Annotated in this window: 16 protein-coding genes; 2 read left to right on the top strand and 14 right to left on the bottom strand. The window is 37.3% G+C overall.

What is annotated here, in order from left to right; all coding sequences use genetic code 11:
- Positions 1 to 8: 8 nt before the first annotated feature.
- The 7 genes from AC5YGB_RS00685 to AC5YGB_RS00655 form a co-directional block, all read right to left on the bottom strand.
- Complete coding sequence (locus tag AC5YGB_RS00685) at positions 9 to 1,949, bottom strand: ASKHA domain-containing protein (RefSeq protein ID WP_496137414.1); 1,941 nt, start codon at positions 1,947 to 1,949, stop codon at positions 9 to 11.
- An 8-nt stretch (positions 1,950 to 1,957) separates the two neighbouring features.
- The gene (locus AC5YGB_RS00680) at positions 1,958 to 2,365 is read right to left on the bottom strand and encodes a GFA family protein (RefSeq protein ID WP_020027162.1); all 408 of its coding nucleotides are present in this window, start codon (positions 2,363 to 2,365) and stop codon (positions 1,958 to 1,960) included.
- Between the two features lie 3 nt (positions 2,366 to 2,368).
- Positions 2,369 to 3,262 (bottom strand): dihydropteroate synthase, encoded by an 894-nt coding sequence (locus tag AC5YGB_RS00675; protein WP_065353795.1) that lies wholly within the window; start codon positions 3,260 to 3,262, stop codon positions 2,369 to 2,371.
- A gap of 17 nt (positions 3,263 to 3,279) precedes the next feature.
- A complete protein-coding gene (locus AC5YGB_RS00670; protein ID WP_496137413.1) occupies positions 3,280 to 4,182 on the bottom strand; it encodes a methylenetetrahydrofolate reductase in 903 nt (300 codons plus the stop codon).
- Between the two features lie 55 nt (positions 4,183 to 4,237).
- Complete coding sequence (locus tag AC5YGB_RS00665) at positions 4,238 to 4,876, bottom strand: DUF1638 domain-containing protein (RefSeq protein WP_271771150.1); 639 nt, start codon at positions 4,874 to 4,876, stop codon at positions 4,238 to 4,240.
- Positions 4,863 to 5,567: a cobalamin B12-binding domain-containing protein gene (locus tag AC5YGB_RS00660; protein ID WP_020023827.1), complete on the bottom strand. Its 705-nt coding sequence runs from the start codon at positions 5,565 to 5,567 to the stop codon at positions 4,863 to 4,865. The genes AC5YGB_RS00665 and AC5YGB_RS00660 overlap by 14 nt, the downstream gene beginning before the upstream one ends.
- 214 nt (positions 5,568 to 5,781) lie before the next feature.
- Positions 5,782 to 6,495, bottom strand: a complete 714-nt coding sequence (locus tag AC5YGB_RS00655; protein WP_496137412.1) for a glutamine amidotransferase-related protein — start codon at positions 6,493 to 6,495, stop codon at positions 5,782 to 5,784.
- A gap of 112 nt (positions 6,496 to 6,607) precedes the next feature.
- Here AC5YGB_RS00655 and AC5YGB_RS00650 point away from each other — a divergent pair, with 112 nt between their 5' ends.
- Positions 6,608 to 7,828 carry an MFS transporter gene (locus AC5YGB_RS00650; RefSeq protein ID WP_496137411.1) on the top strand — a complete coding sequence of 407 codons (1,221 nt, stop codon included), beginning with the start codon at positions 6,608 to 6,610 and terminating at the stop codon, positions 7,826 to 7,828.
- Here AC5YGB_RS00650 and modC read toward each other — a convergent pair.
- The 3 genes from modC to modA are packed head-to-tail and all read right to left on the bottom strand — an operon-like array spanning position 7,825 to position 10,342.
- Positions 7,825 to 8,886 (bottom strand): molybdenum ABC transporter ATP-binding protein, encoded by a 1,062-nt coding sequence (gene modC, locus AC5YGB_RS00645; RefSeq protein ID WP_496137410.1) that lies wholly within the window; start codon positions 8,884 to 8,886, stop codon positions 7,825 to 7,827. The genes AC5YGB_RS00650 and modC overlap by 4 nt on opposite strands.
- Complete coding sequence (gene modB, locus AC5YGB_RS00640; protein ID WP_496137409.1) at positions 8,886 to 9,572, bottom strand: molybdate ABC transporter permease subunit; 687 nt, start codon at positions 9,570 to 9,572, stop codon at positions 8,886 to 8,888. Before modB ends, modC begins: the two co-directional genes overlap by 1 nt.
- Positions 9,572 to 10,342 (bottom strand): molybdate ABC transporter substrate-binding protein, encoded by a 771-nt coding sequence (modA, locus tag AC5YGB_RS00635; protein ID WP_496137408.1) that lies wholly within the window; start codon positions 10,340 to 10,342, stop codon positions 9,572 to 9,574. Before modA ends, modB begins: the two co-directional genes overlap by 1 nt.
- Before the next feature lie 203 nt (positions 10,343 to 10,545).
- Here modA and AC5YGB_RS00630 point away from each other — a divergent pair, with 203 nt between their 5' ends.
- Positions 10,546 to 11,082: a tetratricopeptide repeat protein gene (locus tag AC5YGB_RS00630; RefSeq protein ID WP_496137407.1), complete on the top strand. Its 537-nt coding sequence runs from the start codon at positions 10,546 to 10,548 to the stop codon at positions 11,080 to 11,082.
- Positions 11,083 to 11,114: 32 nt separating this feature from the next.
- On the opposite strand, the gene AC5YGB_RS00625 is transcribed toward AC5YGB_RS00630, so the two are convergent.
- Genes AC5YGB_RS00625 through AC5YGB_RS00610 form a run of 4 tightly spaced genes read right to left on the bottom strand, consistent with a single transcriptional unit; the run spans position 11,115 to position 15,275 of the window.
- Complete coding sequence (locus AC5YGB_RS00625; RefSeq protein ID WP_496137406.1) at positions 11,115 to 12,149, bottom strand: Gfo/Idh/MocA family oxidoreductase; 1,035 nt, start codon at positions 12,147 to 12,149, stop codon at positions 11,115 to 11,117.
- 8 nt (positions 12,150 to 12,157) lie between these two features.
- Positions 12,158 to 13,003 carry a TIM barrel protein gene (locus AC5YGB_RS00620; RefSeq protein ID WP_496137405.1) on the bottom strand — a complete coding sequence of 282 codons (846 nt, stop codon included), beginning with the start codon at positions 13,001 to 13,003 and terminating at the stop codon, positions 12,158 to 12,160.
- A gap of 12 nt (positions 13,004 to 13,015) precedes the next feature.
- Entirely contained in the window at positions 13,016 to 14,170 is a 1,155-nt protein-coding gene (locus tag AC5YGB_RS00615) for a Gfo/Idh/MocA family oxidoreductase (protein WP_496137404.1), read from the bottom strand.
- Positions 14,171 to 14,192: 22 nt separating this feature from the next.
- A complete protein-coding gene (locus tag AC5YGB_RS00610; RefSeq protein ID WP_496137403.1) occupies positions 14,193 to 15,275 on the bottom strand; it encodes a sn-glycerol-3-phosphate ABC transporter ATP-binding protein UgpC in 1,083 nt (360 codons plus the stop codon).
- Between the last annotated feature and the right edge of the window lie 165 nt (positions 15,276 to 15,440).

Here is a 15,440-nt window from a genome sequence, read left to right as displayed (position 1 = left end):
TGATAAACTTATGACGCTCTTTTTCGGCGCCTAACTTTTTTAGTTTGTTGTTGCTTAACAGGTGATACACTGAATTTCATCGCATCAACAAAAAACTCTTGAAACCTTGGTTCTGTAGCAGTTTCAATTTTCACAACTTTGTCTACCGCCTCGATAATTGCTAGCTTTTTATTAACATCTAATAGTGCTGCACTCGCGCCAATACCAGCAGCATTGCCCACTGATTCTATTTTTTCAGCCGTTGATGTTGGGATAATATCTAGTAAAGCGACATATCTTGCATCTAGGTGGGCACCAAAAGCACCTGCTAATAATATTTTATCAAAATGATCACAATCAAGGTAGTCCATCAATATTGATACTCCCGCTGATAGGGCGGCCTTGGCTAGTTGAATAGATCGAATATCCACTTGTTCGATATAGATCGATTTAGCACCTTGATCAACCAATAAAAATCGAGTTGTATTCCCTTTTTTTGAAAAGAGTTCTGGGGCAATTGATTCAACAAAAAGACCACTCTGGTCAATAATTCCTGCTTCTGCGAATGCAACAATTGCCTCAATAATACCGCTTCCACAAATCCCAACTGCCTTCATTTGAACGAGTTCATAATCAGGCTCATCAGACCAGGCATCACAACCAATTACCTTGAAACGGACCTTCAAACTATCTTTATCTATCCTAACTCTCTCAATAGCACCATAGGTCGCCCTGACGCCCGAACTAATTTCAGCGCCTTCAAATGCAGGACCTGTTGGTGATGAAGTAGCATAAACTTTACCTTCTTTAGAGAGCATGATTTCAGCATTTGTACCGATGTCAACTAGCAAAGTCGTTTCGGTATGCATTGTATCCATTTGACTGAGATAGGCTGCCGCTGTATCAGCGCCAACATGACCTGCAATCAAAGGCAAGAATGATAATCTAGTTTTTGGATAGAGGTCAAAACCCAAATCTTTAGCGTCAACATCAAGCCAGCTTCTTATAGATAAAGTAAAAGGGGCCTGCCCCAACTCAACTGGTGAGATTCCAAAAAATATATGGTGCATAATGGGATTACCAACCAATACAACCTCAAGTAATTTATCCCATTCTGTTTCTAAATTTTCACATGCTTCATGGAGCATTTCAGTGATTTTTCCTCTAACGGCAGCAGTCAACTTTTCATCACCGCCCTTATTCATCATGACATAAGAAACTCTACTCATTAAATCTTCACCAAAACGAATTTGTGGATTCATTGCTGAAGACTCATAAACCAATTTACCATTTTTTAGATCATAAACATAAAGCGCTAAAGTTGTTGAGCCGATATCAATGGCTGCCCCTAGGATTTGATGAGTGCCTTTTGGATATGCAGCAACGATTTGACTGCTGTCACGAACTGCAACAGTTAGCTTGCCTTTGCATTCATGAATAAGTGGCTGAAGATCTCTCAGTAGATTAAAGTCAATGTTTGCCTTAACGCCTTGTTTTGTTAGCTGAGCAATAAGGTTTTCTGAAGCCGAAGGGTTTTCATCTAGGGTTGCCTCATCTAGTGTGCAATCAATTAGACTTATTGAACTAGAAATTGAATAAGTTTGAGCAGCATTTTTCTTACTAATATAGGCCTTGTGTTCTTGACTATCTTCTGGAACATCAATAACTAAATCACCCTGGATACAGGACTGACAAGCCAATCTTTTTCCTTTGTATGTTGGGTTATCTTGAATTAATTGTTTTTCAAGTCTTGTAACAGCGCTTACATTTTCAGGATCACACTTTACACCAAATTTCGAATGTTCTCCCTCTGAAACCTCTATCCAGCACTGATGACACTGTCCATATCCACCACATAGTGAACGAATAGCGACTCCTGCATCTTGTGCAACTTGTAATAATGTATCACCAAACTCACCCTTAAATTGGCGGCCTGAAGGAGTGAAACATACTTGATAATTATCATCCATCTTTATTCTTACTCGTCTATTTTGCTGTTGCCATAGCCCTCACTTTGAGGCTCTTTAGGGTTAATATTATAATAACATCCTTTTTCTTCAGTAAATATATGGTGCCAAGTCCTTAGATTCTTGGAATCATGAATACTTCCTGCTGTCACGCTTATAGTTGGTTTGTTGTCATTCTGCCAAAACATATTTGCACCACAGTTATCACAAAAGCCATGCCTTGAGCCTTCATGAGTATAAAACCACTTAATCTTACCCTTGATTTTAATATTCTCTCTGCTTACTTGTGATGCAGCCATAAAGTGGCCTGTCATTTTTCGACACTGCTCACAGTGGCAATATGAAATATCATTCAAATCAAAAGCTGTATAGGAAGTCTGTCCACAAACACAAGACCCCTCATACTCTATGCTAGGCATAATTTATGCACGTCTCCTTCTTCTTCCTTCCCTAGGATTTTCACCCTCTTTCAGTGGTTCTTTGTAGGCTGATATCCACTTTGTACATCCATCATCCACACCTGTCAACACATCTCCAGCTCTAATGGCTTGGACAAGTTCTGGATGCAAAGGGTTAACAATGGCCGAGGTCATTCCAGCTGCAATCAACATTGGTAAGAAGGCATTATTAATTCCACTTCTTTGAGGTAAGCCAAAACTTACATTTGAAGCTCCACAAGTTGTATTCACCTTTAATTCACTGCGAAGCTTTCTAACCAACTCAAAAACTTGATTTCCAGCTTGAGAGATGGCGCCAATTGGCATCACTAATGGGTCAACAACAACATCTTGTGGCTTGATTCCATAATCAGCAGCATGTTCAACAATTTTTTTAGCAACCTTAAATCTTTCATTTGGATCTTCACTGATTCCCGTCTCATCATTAGAAATTGCAACAATGGCTGCATCATATTTTTTGACAAGAGGTAGCACCCTTTCCAATACCTCTGTCTCACCAGTTGTGGAATTGACTAACGCTCTTCCTTGGTATGCACCTAATCCAGCTTCAAGCGCTTCAATTATCGAAGAGTCAATTGATATTGGGACATCCACAACAGCCTGAACACGTCTAATAGACTCCGCCAATATTGCCGGTTCATCAGCCAATGGAATACCTGCGTTTATATCAAGCATTTGTGCGCCTGCCTCAACCTGAGCAATTGCATCTGCAACAACACGAGAGTAATCTCCTGCTTTCATTTCCGCAGCTAAAATTTTTCTGCCAGTAGGGTTTATTCTTTCTCCAATCATTACAAATGGATGCCCAAAACCAATTGTTACCTCTCTTGATGAAGACGATAGTGTTGTTGTTGCCAATTTACTTACTCCTATTTTTAATTATTTGTTGCATTCTTAATCCATGAAGCATTCACATTTATCCCCCCTAAAGGAAAAAAATGAACATTTGTGATATTGAAGCTGGGGTTAGCTTTTTTGTGCTCAGCCAATGTCTCTAAAAAATCATTTGGCTCAAAAGGCAACAATAATTTCTTAACATCTTTTGCTCTTTTTTGCAAAACTCTCAGAGATGGCCCAACACCACAAGCGATTGAAAATTTGATTAAAGTTTGTAATTTAGCCGGGCCTGCAACACCAATATGAACTGGAATGTCAATACCGTTTTTGATTAGAGAGTCTGCCCATTCAATTACAGGACTAGCCTCAAAACAGAATTGTGTCGTTAAAGCTAGATTGATATCTGTGCGTTCTTTAAATTTTTGTTTCCAGCTAAGGGCCTGATCAATATTCTTATTAGAGCTATCAGGGTCAATATCCTTGTTACCCTCTGGATGGCCAGCAAAATGCAGATGCTTAAAGTTATACTTCTCAAAAAGCTCTGTCTCAACAAGCTGCATTGAACTGGTGTAATCCCCATGGGGATTAGTCACCCCTCCAGCCAAAAGCAGCGCTTGCTCAATACCAGCCTCATTCCGGTATCTATTTATCCAATCTTCAAGCGTATTTTGATCTTTAATAATTCGCGCAGGGAAGTGGGGCATCACAGCAAAACCTTCACCACTAATTCGCTTTGCAGTCTCAACCATCTCTTCAATTGGAACACCTTCTATATGGGCGATATAGACCCTTGTATTTTGTGGCAATATCTCTTTAAAGCTCTCAATTTTTGAGGCAGTGCGCGGCATAACCTCAATTGAGAAATCATCTAGAAAATTCTTAAGTTGATCACTTGTTTTCTTATTATTTTCTTTTGAAGAAAATGCACTTAGTAACGACATTATTTATCCTTCCTAAAACTCGCAGTAATATTAATCTCTTTTCACTTAATTTAACTCATGAACTTAATGGCTGGATGTCTATTTCCTCAAAAACAGAATCAAGACTGCCTGTTCCTACAAGCCTATACTCGTATTCAAAGCCAAAATCTTTTGCATACTTCTCTGCATCCTTATTCCACTGCTCATTTTCTGTTTGAGCTAAATATACTAATTTTTTATAATGTTCAAAATAGACTTCAAAAAGTTCTGGATGCTTATCAAGGCCCAAACCTTTAATCATTATTCTATTAAAATTTTTTACCAAATAGTCTGTTAAATAAAAAGTTCCTATTTCCTCTTCTGATAGCCTATCAAAGACATCTTTGCCAGCAAAAAATTCATAACAATGTGCTCCGTCTATTCGCTTCGCTTTGTACTTATTGATAACTCTATCAAGTGCACCACCTGTTCCACAATCAGCGTAAGCAATATATACTTCTTCATAAAGATGAGCATTTTTTGATAAATAATCCTCCACACCTGGGGCAATTAATTGGGGGGAGTTATGCCAACCAGCTGGCAAACATTGAAGATTGACTTTATCTGAAAATGAGGGGTTTTGCTTTATTAATCTTAAAAGATCATAAACAAGCGCACCACAACCTAATACTAATCTTTTTTTATTTTCACTGGCGACTTCCTTACCTGTGAGCACGATTTTTTTTCAGACCACGAACATGCTCTTCAGCCATTTCAGCACTTCTTGCTGCATCACGACCATAAGCAGGAACGCCAATTGAGTCCGCAAATTCTTGGTTCAAAGGTGCACCACCACACATAATGTGAACATCTTTACGCATACCTCTTTTTTCCATTTCTTCAACCACAACACCCATATAAGGCATCGTCGTAGTCAATAATGCAGACATTCCAACAATAACTGGCTCATGGGTATCTACCGCTTCAAGATAGTTCTCAACAGGGTTATTAATTCCCAAATCAATGACCTCAAATCCTGCTCCCTCGCACATCATTCCAACTAAGTTTTTGCCAATATCATGAATATCACCCTTAACAGTTCCGATCACAAATTTGCCAAGCGATGTATCTTCAGCCGATTCTGCAAGTATTGGTCTCAGAATTTTCATTCCACCTTTCATTGCGCCAGCACACTTTAAAACCTCAGGAACAAATAGAATGCCATCCCTAAAATCAATCCCAACAATCTTCATACCACCAACGAGCGCCTCACCCAAAACATCATTAGCGTCCCAACCCCTTTCAAGAAGTATATTGGTGCCTTCAGTTACCTCTGCATCAAGGCCATCATAAAGGTCATCTTGTATCTGCTCTACAAGCTCTTTATCATCGAGATCATTCAGGTCAAAATCGTCTTCGTCACTCATTGCTTTGCCTCGGTTCTAAAAGGAATAATTAATACTTAAAAAACGGAAAGATACCTTGAATTAATTTCGGTGTCAATCATTAAATTTACATTTAAAAAAAATTGTACAATTTGCATAGTTTTTTAGAACTTATTTCCCTTTAAGATGTTGTTATATATAACTATTGAACGTTTTAAAATATGTGAAATAAATCACAAAAAAAACTTGAATTTAACTAAACTATCTCACTCATGAAGTTATCATAAATTTGTCTCGCACAGCTGAGACATTGACTCATATTTGCATCGGTATTTTTTTTAAGATTTGAGAGTGCGCCTTCACCTAATGTGTTTGTCAACGCTTCAGCATAAGCTGGAATTGCCCCCCAATTATCTACAGTATCTGATTCGATCTCGACATGATATTGCATGGACCAGGCATTAGTTCCAATCCTCATTGCCTGAATTGAACATACATCTGACTTAGCCAAAACAATTGCACCTTCTGGCGCTTGTGCCACTCGAACTGAGTGCCATTGAAGACATTGCTGTTTAGGGGCTGTCCCTAAAAATAGTGGATCCTTCTTTCCCTCTTCCGTTAATTCAACTTCAAGGACTCCAATTTCAGGAACTTTTTGTGGACCACATGTGCCGCCTAATGCATCTGCAAGCAACTGATGACCCAGACACAAACCAAGGTAAGGTCTCTCTAGCTCAGCAACCCAATGCCTAATTGCTGCCTTTTCTTCAACGAGCCACGGATTTTCTTCAATGTCCCATACATCCATTGGCCCCCCCATAACCCAAAGTGCATCATACTTATCAAAGCTAGGAATTTTATCGCCGCGATGAAGATATACAGGATCCCATTCAATTTCATCTTCAGCCAAGAATTGTCTTAATGACCCGGGATGTTCACAATCAACATGCTGAAAAACTAATACCCGCATCTGCAGACTCCTTTTTAAAATTCAAAATATGTAATAAAATATATATTAATACTTATACGTAAGCTCGTCAAATAATAGTGGTTATATTGTCCTAAGTTTTGAATACAAAAAAATGGCTCAACATAAAAAAATAATTAGTTTGGCAATTGCACTTGCTTGTATACTTTTGGCTATTAATTTTGGCTTGAGGTCGTCTCTTGGCTTATTTCTTAAGCCCGTTTCAGAAACATTTGGATATGGTCGAGAAGTTTTTGCATTCTCGTTGGCCCTTCAAAATCTTTTTTGGGGATTATCTCAACCAATTGCTGGAGCATTTGCAGATAAATTTGGAACATCTCGAGTCATTATAGTAGGAACTCTCTTTTATTCACTGGGCCTCTATATTACAGCCACTGCAGATAGCTTTATGGGTCTTCATATAGGTGCAGGAATTCTTATTGGTATGGGTATTGCAGGAACTGGTTTAGGGGTCATACTTCCAGCTATGGCAAGAATGGTTTCACCAGAAAAAAGAGCTATGGCATTAGGCATAGGAACCGCAGCTGGATCTGCCGGTCAATTTTTACTTATCCCTGTTGCTAGAGAGTTTTTAGTGGCCTATGGATGGCAAACCGCTCTTATTATTATGGCAATTGGGGCACTCTCAATGATCCTTTTTTCACCCGTATTTAAAGGCGATGAAATCAAAAATACTACTTTAGATAATGAACCATCCCAAACTCTAAAAGAAGCTCTCAATGAAGCCTCAGGACATATTCATTATTGGCTTCTTATTGCTGGTTTTTTTGTATGCGGCTTCCAGCTTGCTTTTATTGTAGTTCATATGCCTTCCTATCTAGCAGACAAGGGCTTTGATAGTTCTGTCGCAGCTGCAAGTTTATCCATTATTGGTCTTTGTAATATTTTTGGCTCACTCATTTCTGGACACCTTTCAGGAATCTATTCAAAAAAATGGATTCTCACTTATATTTATGCAGCTAGATCAATTATCATTGTTTTATTTCTTATAACGCCGATTTCAACTTTTACAATTTATGCTTTTTCTTTTGCAACAGGCTTTCTTTGGCTTGCAACAGTCCCTCCTACATCAGGATTAGTTGCTCAGATGTTTGGCTTAAGATTTATGGGTACACTCTACGGTATCGTTTTTCTAAACCATCAAATTGGCTCATTTACTGGTGTTTGGATTGGAGGTTATCTCTTTGATACAACAGGTTCTTATGATCAAGTCTGGTGGTGGGCAGCCATCATTGCGGCAATTACTGCGCTGATTCATGTCTACATCGATGAGCGGCCAATAAAAAGGATTCGAGCTAACATTGAGGCCAGTTAAGAGAGTATCGCCACACTTTTGACTTGAACAAAAACCTCTGATCCCTTTTCTAATCGAAGCTTATAAGATGATTTACGAGTGATGCATGCAAGTAGAATGGTATCCTTAATCTGGAGGCGAACCATGACTTGGGCTTCACCTTCATTTACTATTTCCTGAACCATTGCTGGAAAAATATTCAAAATACTTGTATCAACCTGTTTTGATTTTGTAAGACTCACATCACGAGCTTCCACTCTAATCCTAACTTTGGTTTGAAATGGAAAACCATTATCTGGAACTATAAACTGTCCCCCTAAAAAATCCAAATGCATCAAATTAAATTCTGAGTCACGTTTCAATACTTCGGCTTCAATTATTGATACTGCGTCACCACCATGAGATAAAGGCATATCAAATCGAGTCAACATATCATTTACAGGCCCGCTACCAATAATATTTCCATCTTCGATTAGAAGAAGGTGATCGGCCAACCTTGACATCTCATCTTGAGAATGGGTTACATAAAGAATTGGAATTTCCAAATCATTATGAATAGAATCAAGGTAAGGTAGAATTTCGTTTTTACGTTTTAAGTCCAGAGCAGACAGAGGCTCATCCAAAAGTAAAATTTTAGGATTAGTCAATAAAGCTCTTGCAATTGCAACTCTCTGCCTCTCCCCTCCTGAAAGCTGAGTTGTCTTCCTATTAAGCAGGGTTTTTATTTCTAGTAAATTATGTATGGATTCAATAAAATCTTCTTTTAGTCCTATTGCTCTTTTAATTACAAAGTTGAGGTTACCCTTAACGTCAAGGTGATCAAATAGTGCAGCATCTTGGAAGACATATCCAATCTGGCGTTTATGTGTTGCCAAAAAATCTTCGCCTTTCTGCCACACTGAATCTCCAATTTTAAGAAAGCCTTTATCACTTTTCTCAAGCCCTGCAATCGCTCTTAATAGGGTCGTCTTTCCAGATCCAGAGGGACCAAAAACTACAGTTATGCCCCTATCAGGAATACTAAAATTAGCATCAAGCATAAAACTTTCTAATTGAACTTTTATCTTACATTCAATCACTAGTCTTTACTCCTCATAATTGAAAAATGACGATTAATGATATAAACAAATAGCAGCATTAGAAATGATGTCGCAAGTAAGCCTCCTGCTAACCAGTGAGCTTGTCCATATTCCATTGCCTCAACATGATCATAAATTGCGATTGATACTACTCCTGTTTCACCTGGGATATTACCTCCTATCATGAGCACAACCCCAAACTCTCCTACCGTATGAGCAAACCCCAATACAGCAGCAGTAATAAAGCCAGAACGCGCCAAAGGGACAGCAACTGAAAAAAAGCGATCGATTTTTGACGCGCCTAATGTCGAAGCAACCTCCAGTGGCTTTCTTCCAACAGAGCTAAAGGAATTTTGGAGTGGCTGAACCACAAAAGGCATAGAATAAATAACTGAGCCGATAACAAGGCCAGTGAAAGTAAATGCTATTGAACTTCCTCCAAGGGACTCCAATAGCTTTCCAATAGGACCGTTAGATCCCAGAGTGATTAGCAAATAAAAACCTAGTACTGTTGGTGGAAGAATCAGTGGCAAGGCTATGATTGCCTCAAATACTGCTTTAAATTTAAACTTAGTTTGTGAGAGCCACCAAGCGATCGGAGTTCCAATTAAAATTAATATAGAAGTACTGACTAAGGCTAATTTAATAGTAACAATGATTGCAGACAAATCTAATTCATTTAACATTATGGTAAACCATATCCGAATTTAGAAATTATATTTAAGGCCTTATCAGTTTGCACAAAATTCATAAAACTTCTGCCGAGTAAACTGTCTCTTAAAAGAACTGCTTGCTGCTCTATTGGATTATAGAGAGACTTTGGAACCTCCCAAAAGGAACCTACTAAAGAGAAATTAGGGCTCATTAATTGTGAGAAAGAGACAAAACCAAGCTCTGCATTTCCACTATTTATGAACTGAAATGCTTGGGCTATATTTTCACCTCTGACTAATTTTTTATCCATATTTTTCCATAAACCGATTGATACCAATGTTTCCTTAGTTGCTATTCCATAAGGAGCAATTTTAGGGTTAGCTATAGCTAAAAATCGAAAATTGTTATCATAAAGAACCTGTCCTTTTGGATCCACAAATCCATTAGCTGGACTCCATAGAACAATTTTACCCAAGGCATAAGTAAATCTAGATTCATTCTCAACTATTCCTTCTTTTTCAAGTAAGACAGGTCTGGCTTTATCAGCTGAGAAAAAAATATCAAATGGAGCACCATTTATGATCTGTGCATAATGTTTGCCTGAGGAGCCAGGAATCAGAACTATTTTGTTAAATTTAGAAGACTCAAAATTTTCTAAATGAAACTGTTCAACAATTGCTTTCATTGTTGGATAAAAATTACTTGCAACAGCTATTCTTATTTCATTAGCCACAGAATGAGTGGTAATAAAAAATTGGCATACAAATAAGAAGACGAAAATCCCTAACTTAGTATTCAACATATTTATTTACTGACTTTTTTAGTGATTAAATTATTAACAATTCAAGGAATAGATTTGAAGATATTTCTAATATATTCTATAGTGATTTAGCTTAATAATTGTTAATTTTAGAGTCTTTCAAACCTGCATAACTAAATACAATTATGTTAATATATTTCATATTAGAAATAGAATTTTAAAAACGCACACATTAAAAGGGAAAAATGTCGAAAAATCATACTTTATTAGCTGTTTTATTCTCCTTATTCTTTACATTAAACGTATCAGCTGACTATTTTGATGGGCAGAGAGCTTATGCAAATGGCGACTATGTTGTAGCCATTCATGAATGGACTCAAGTTGCTGAAGCTGGTAATGCAAGAGCGCAATATAATCTTGGTTGGATGCATGCAAATGCCAAAGGTACTGCACAAGATTTTAAAGAGGCGATTAAGTGGTATACAAAGTCTGCTGATCAGGGGAATGTTAATGCGCAGTATAACCTGGGTAACCTCTACTTAAGAGGACAAGGGGCTGCCCAAAATGATAAACTTGCTTTTAGTTGGTTTATCAGAGCAGCTGAACAGGGTGATGCACCTGCTCAATACAATCTTGGAAGAATGTATATACTCGGTAAGGGTGATGATAAAAACTTCTTAGAAGCAAGGTTTTGGATTAAGCAAGCTCTAGAAAACAATGATGAATATATTGGAGCACTTGCGCAGCAAGTTTGGGACGAATATAAGCTTGGAACTTACTAGGAAAAACTACTTTACGAAGTTTTTGTTTTAATTTAGGTTTTTATAGCAACAACTGAGCAAGTTTCAATACTAGTTTTTTCAGCCTCTATAATTGCAATGGTTTTAGATGCTTGGATCAATAGATCTAAATTAGTCTTGTTTCCAAATAAGATTTCGTCAACAAAAGCTCGAATTTCAAACTCATACCCCATGCCTTCTTTTAACTTAATATTTTCAGACTGCCCATCTCTAGATAGCTTTAACGTTTCCTCTTCATCTAAAAGATAGCTAAGTGTTCCGTTTTCAAAGTTAGCTGTATATGACATATTGAAGCCATAACCCTCTTGCATAGTCCAGGACCCCTCAGAACTCACTAAAGGTGATGCATTTGTCTTATTAAAAATATAATTTGTAACAACATGATCAATACCTCCACTTGGACCTTTATAGCCTTGACTGAAGACAGCATCTGGCAATCCCACGCAATAATTCACAAAGTCAGTATCATGAACATGAAGATCGAGAAGTGCGCCGCCACACTGATTATCATCTGAATAAAAAGCACCGCCAGGAAAACTTGTCTGTCTCTTAAAATTTAAGGATAAACATTTTCCATAAGCATTATTTTCAATTGCTTCTTTTAGAAAAGCCCAAGCTGGCCAATACCTTAAACACATAGCTGACATGATATGACATGAAGAGTACTGTTTTGCTAATTGAATGATTTTTTTTGCATCATCATAAGTTCTAGCTAATGGTTTTTCAACGAGAACATGTTTATTCTTTGCCAGTGCTGCCTCAACAAAAATAAAATGAAGATCTGTACCAACACATATATCAACTGCATCAATATCTGGGTTATTAATAAGATCCATTCCATCAAGATATTTTTTTACATTGAGACCAGTCACCCCCCCTTCAGCTTGACCACTAATATTCCCCTCAGCCTTGCTTGATCCATCCAGTCTACTTTGAATTGAATCAGCAACAGCAATTACTTCAACATCATTTATTTTGGAATAAATATCTAGATGTGTTGATCCCATACTTCCTAAGCCAATTAAGCCAATTTTTACTTTTTTTGTCATATTATTAATTATTTAAAATCAAATAATTGATCCATTGCTGCAGATGTACGAGACAAAATAGTTTCATCCCAAGGCAGCATTTCTGCAATTATTGTGTTATTGTACTTAATAGAATTCAGTGCTTCTATGGTTTCCTTCCAAGGGACATCACCAGCCCCAAGATCACAAAAACTGAAACTACCAGTCCAATCAAAATTTTCTTGAAAGTCCTTTATTTGAACTCTTTTTATTCTAGAATTAAGCAACTCAATCCAATGGGGTGGATACTGCTGATAACCAATAAGATTACCTATATCCAAATAAACACCTAGTTTATCTGAATCAAAAGAATCCACAAAATCCCTTAGCTCGATTGGTGAATAAAATAAACCATTCCATACATTCTCAATACATATATCAATATTAAGATCTTCAGCAATTGGTAGAAGTTGATTAAGAGCATATCTGAGTCGGTCAAGAGCCCTATCATATCGAACAATATCACTAGAGATTGGGCTTTTAACCACTCCAGGTACAAATAAAAATGCTTTACACCCTAAATTACTAGCTACCTGAATTGCATCCTTATGGAGATCAATAGATTTATTTCTAGTTGCTTCATCATTACTTGTTGGACTTACCCCCCAGCTTAATCCATTTGTCATACTATCAACAAAAACACCAGAGTTATTAATTTGTTTTCTTATCTTTAGACATTCAGCTTTAGAGGTATTGGTGGTTAAGACACCTTCTGTGGAAATACCAAGCTCAAGCGCGTCAAAACCAAATTTATTTGTTTGCGCTAATGCAGATTCTATTGACTCAATATTTGCTAGTCCATTTTCAAAAGAAAGATAACTTATGCCTTTAATCAAAACCCTACTCCTTTAATATAATGAATCTAATTCTTTCCAAGTTTCAGTCATATCAACAACTTGTCCTGAAGCCATACTCTCATCAATTGCCAAAGCAACTAGACCAGCAGTTATAGCTTCTTTAGGCCCAACTGGAAGAGATTTTAAATCACCCTTAAGAAAACTTGCAATATCTTCACACATTAACTTATCTGCACCATAATGGGCTGGGTAATTTACCTCACCAGGGGCTATAGAAACAGTAAAGTCATGATCCTCTAGGCACTCTCCAGTTCGCGCATCTGTAATCTTAAGTCCACCTCTTCCAAAATCTCCCTCAGCCATTCCTCGACTGCCAATAATACAAAAACGTCTTTGTTCATCAGGGACATTAATACTCGTATGAAACGAGAAGGTTATATTTCCAGGGTATTCTAATAATGCATTCTGATGATCAATTATGTCAGCGTCACTTCTGAATGGATCATCTGCACTTTCCCAATAGGATTTTTTAATTTGGTAAACATCATCATGCTCGTCTCCAGGAGGTGCCTCTGAAGGAATAAAATTATTTCGCCCACCAAAGCTAATAACTCTCGATGGCCTATCACCAACAATACTGTTATATAAATCAATATCATGGCAACATTTTTCTAACATAAAGCCACCTGAATATTTTTCCAGTCGGCGCCAATCTCTCATAAAAAAGGATCCATGAAATGGTGCTATATGCTCATTAGCTTCAAGTGAAGTAATATTTCCTAGGGTTCCTGCATCAAGAATTCGCCTCAGTTCTCGCATATGGACTGAGTAACGCAAAACAAGGCCCACAATTAATTGGCTTTCGCCATATTTTTTTATTAATTTTGCTAAGCTAAAACTGTCTTCTTTTGTCGTCACAATTGGCTTCTCTGAGAATACCTGTAAGCCAGCCTCAAGACCAGATTTTATATGCTCAAGATGAAGATGGTTTGGAGATGCAACCCACAGAAGATCAAGCTTACATTTTTCAATCATCTCCTCAAGGCTATTAAATCTTATTAAATTATTTGGGACATTATCAAGTAAAGATAAACCACATGGATCAGGATCAACATAGCCAACTAAATCTAACTCTGGTAAATCCTCTATAAGCATTTTAAGAACGTTTGCAGCTCTTAAACCTAAACCAATAATACCAGTTCGCATGATTTACTCCTTGTTTATGTAATTAGCTTTTTGAAAGAGAATGACCTGATGAATCAAAAGCGTGACATTTAAGAGTGTCTAAAGCTAGGTTGACAGTATCACCTGGTTTGACAACTGAGTCGCTTGGTAAAACAGCACAAAAATTACTGTTGCCCAAAACAGAACCATAAAGGATTACTGTTGCTCCAATATGCTCAACAACATCGACAGTCATTGGAATTCCTCCTTTTTTAGAAGAAACAATCAAGTCTTCTGGCCTGATTCCAATATCTATTTCGTCACCTGTTTTTATGTTTGAAACATCAACTGCTAGGTCCAAGGATAGTTCACCAATATTTGCAGATAGCTTCTTCTTTTTAATAACCGTGTCACTTGTTTTAAGGAAATTCATATTTGGCTGGCCAATAAACCCTGCTACAAACTTTGTTTTAGGGTTATGGTATAAGTCCATTGGTGAGCCAACCTGCTCAATAACCCCATCTCGCAATACAACAATCTTGTCAGCCATTGTCATGGCTTCAATTTGATCATGCGTAACATATATCATAGTCGTTGCTAAATTTTGATGAAGCTTTGCTAGCTCAACTCTCATATCTCCTCTAAGAGCTGCATCTAAATTAGATAAAGGCTCATCAAAAAGGAATACTTTAGGATCTCTTACAATCGAACGACCAATAGCAACCCTCTGGCGCTGGCCTCCTGATAGTTGTCCTGGTTTGAAATCTAAACGATCTCTTAACTGCAAAATATCAGCAGCTTTGAATACCTTTTCTTCAAGATCTTTCTCATTAACTTTTGCAACTCTGAGTGGAAAGGCTATATTCTCAAACACTGAAAGATGAGGATAGAGAGCATAAGATTGAAAGACCATCGAAATCCCTCTTTCAACTGGTGGGGCATTAGAAACATCTTTATCATCAATAATTACACCGCCTGTTGTAGCTTCCTCTAAGCCTGAAATGATTCTTAATAATGTTGTTTTTCCACAGCCCGATGGGCCAACAAAAACAACAAATTCTTTATCATTTATTTCTAGGTTAATATCAAATAAAACTTCTGTCTCACCAAAACTTTTATAAATATTTTCGAGTTTTACTGTTGCCATTCTTTCTTCCTTAAAAAGAGCGCAAACTTAGTGCGCATTTAAATTTTCTACTTGTAGTTAAAGCAAGCTTCAAAAAGATGCTTTGAGGAAAGTCTCTTTTTGAGGTATGCCTTTTAAAAATTCAGGGGTAACAATGTGTTACCCCTGAAATAGTCAATTAATTGA

The organism is Candidatus Pseudothioglobus sp. uisw_142 (assembly GCF_059512465.1).
This window is presented reverse-complemented; position numbering and strand designations above follow the sequence as displayed.

Excerpts from the sequence above, each read along its gene's own strand:
- AC5YGB_RS00685 (WP_496137414.1), bottom strand. The coding sequence starts at position 1,949 with ATGGATGATAATTATCAAGTATGTTTCACTCCTTCAGGCCGCCAATTT.
- AC5YGB_RS00680 (WP_020027162.1), bottom strand. The coding sequence starts at position 2,365 with ATGCCTAGCATAGAGTATGAGGGGTCTTGTGTTTGTGGACAGACTTCC.
- AC5YGB_RS00670 (WP_496137413.1), bottom strand. The coding sequence starts at position 4,182 with ATGTCGTTACTAAGTGCATTTTCTTCAAAAGAAAATAATAAGAAAACA.
- AC5YGB_RS00660 (WP_020023827.1), bottom strand. The coding sequence starts at position 5,567 with ATGAGTGACGAAGACGATTTTGACCTGAATGATCTCGATGATAAAGAG.
- AC5YGB_RS00655 (WP_496137412.1), bottom strand. The coding sequence starts at position 6,495 with ATGCGGGTATTAGTTTTTCAGCATGTTGATTGTGAACATCCCGGGTCA.
- AC5YGB_RS00650 (WP_496137411.1), top strand. The coding sequence starts at position 6,608 with ATGGCTCAACATAAAAAAATAATTAGTTTGGCAATTGCACTTGCTTGT.
- modB (WP_496137409.1), bottom strand. The coding sequence starts at position 9,572 with ATGTTAAATGAATTAGATTTGTCTGCAATCATTGTTACTATTAAATTA.
- modA (WP_496137408.1), bottom strand. The coding sequence starts at position 10,342 with ATGTTGAATACTAAGTTAGGGATTTTCGTCTTCTTATTTGTATGCCAA.
- AC5YGB_RS00630 (WP_496137407.1), top strand. The coding sequence starts at position 10,546 with ATGTCGAAAAATCATACTTTATTAGCTGTTTTATTCTCCTTATTCTTT.
- AC5YGB_RS00625 (WP_496137406.1), bottom strand. The coding sequence starts at position 12,149 with ATGACAAAAAAAGTAAAAATTGGCTTAATTGGCTTAGGAAGTATGGGA.
- AC5YGB_RS00615 (WP_496137404.1), bottom strand. The coding sequence starts at position 14,170 with ATGCGAACTGGTATTATTGGTTTAGGTTTAAGAGCTGCAAACGTTCTT.
- AC5YGB_RS00610 (WP_496137403.1), bottom strand. The coding sequence starts at position 15,275 with ATGGCAACAGTAAAACTCGAAAATATTTATAAAAGTTTTGGTGAGACA.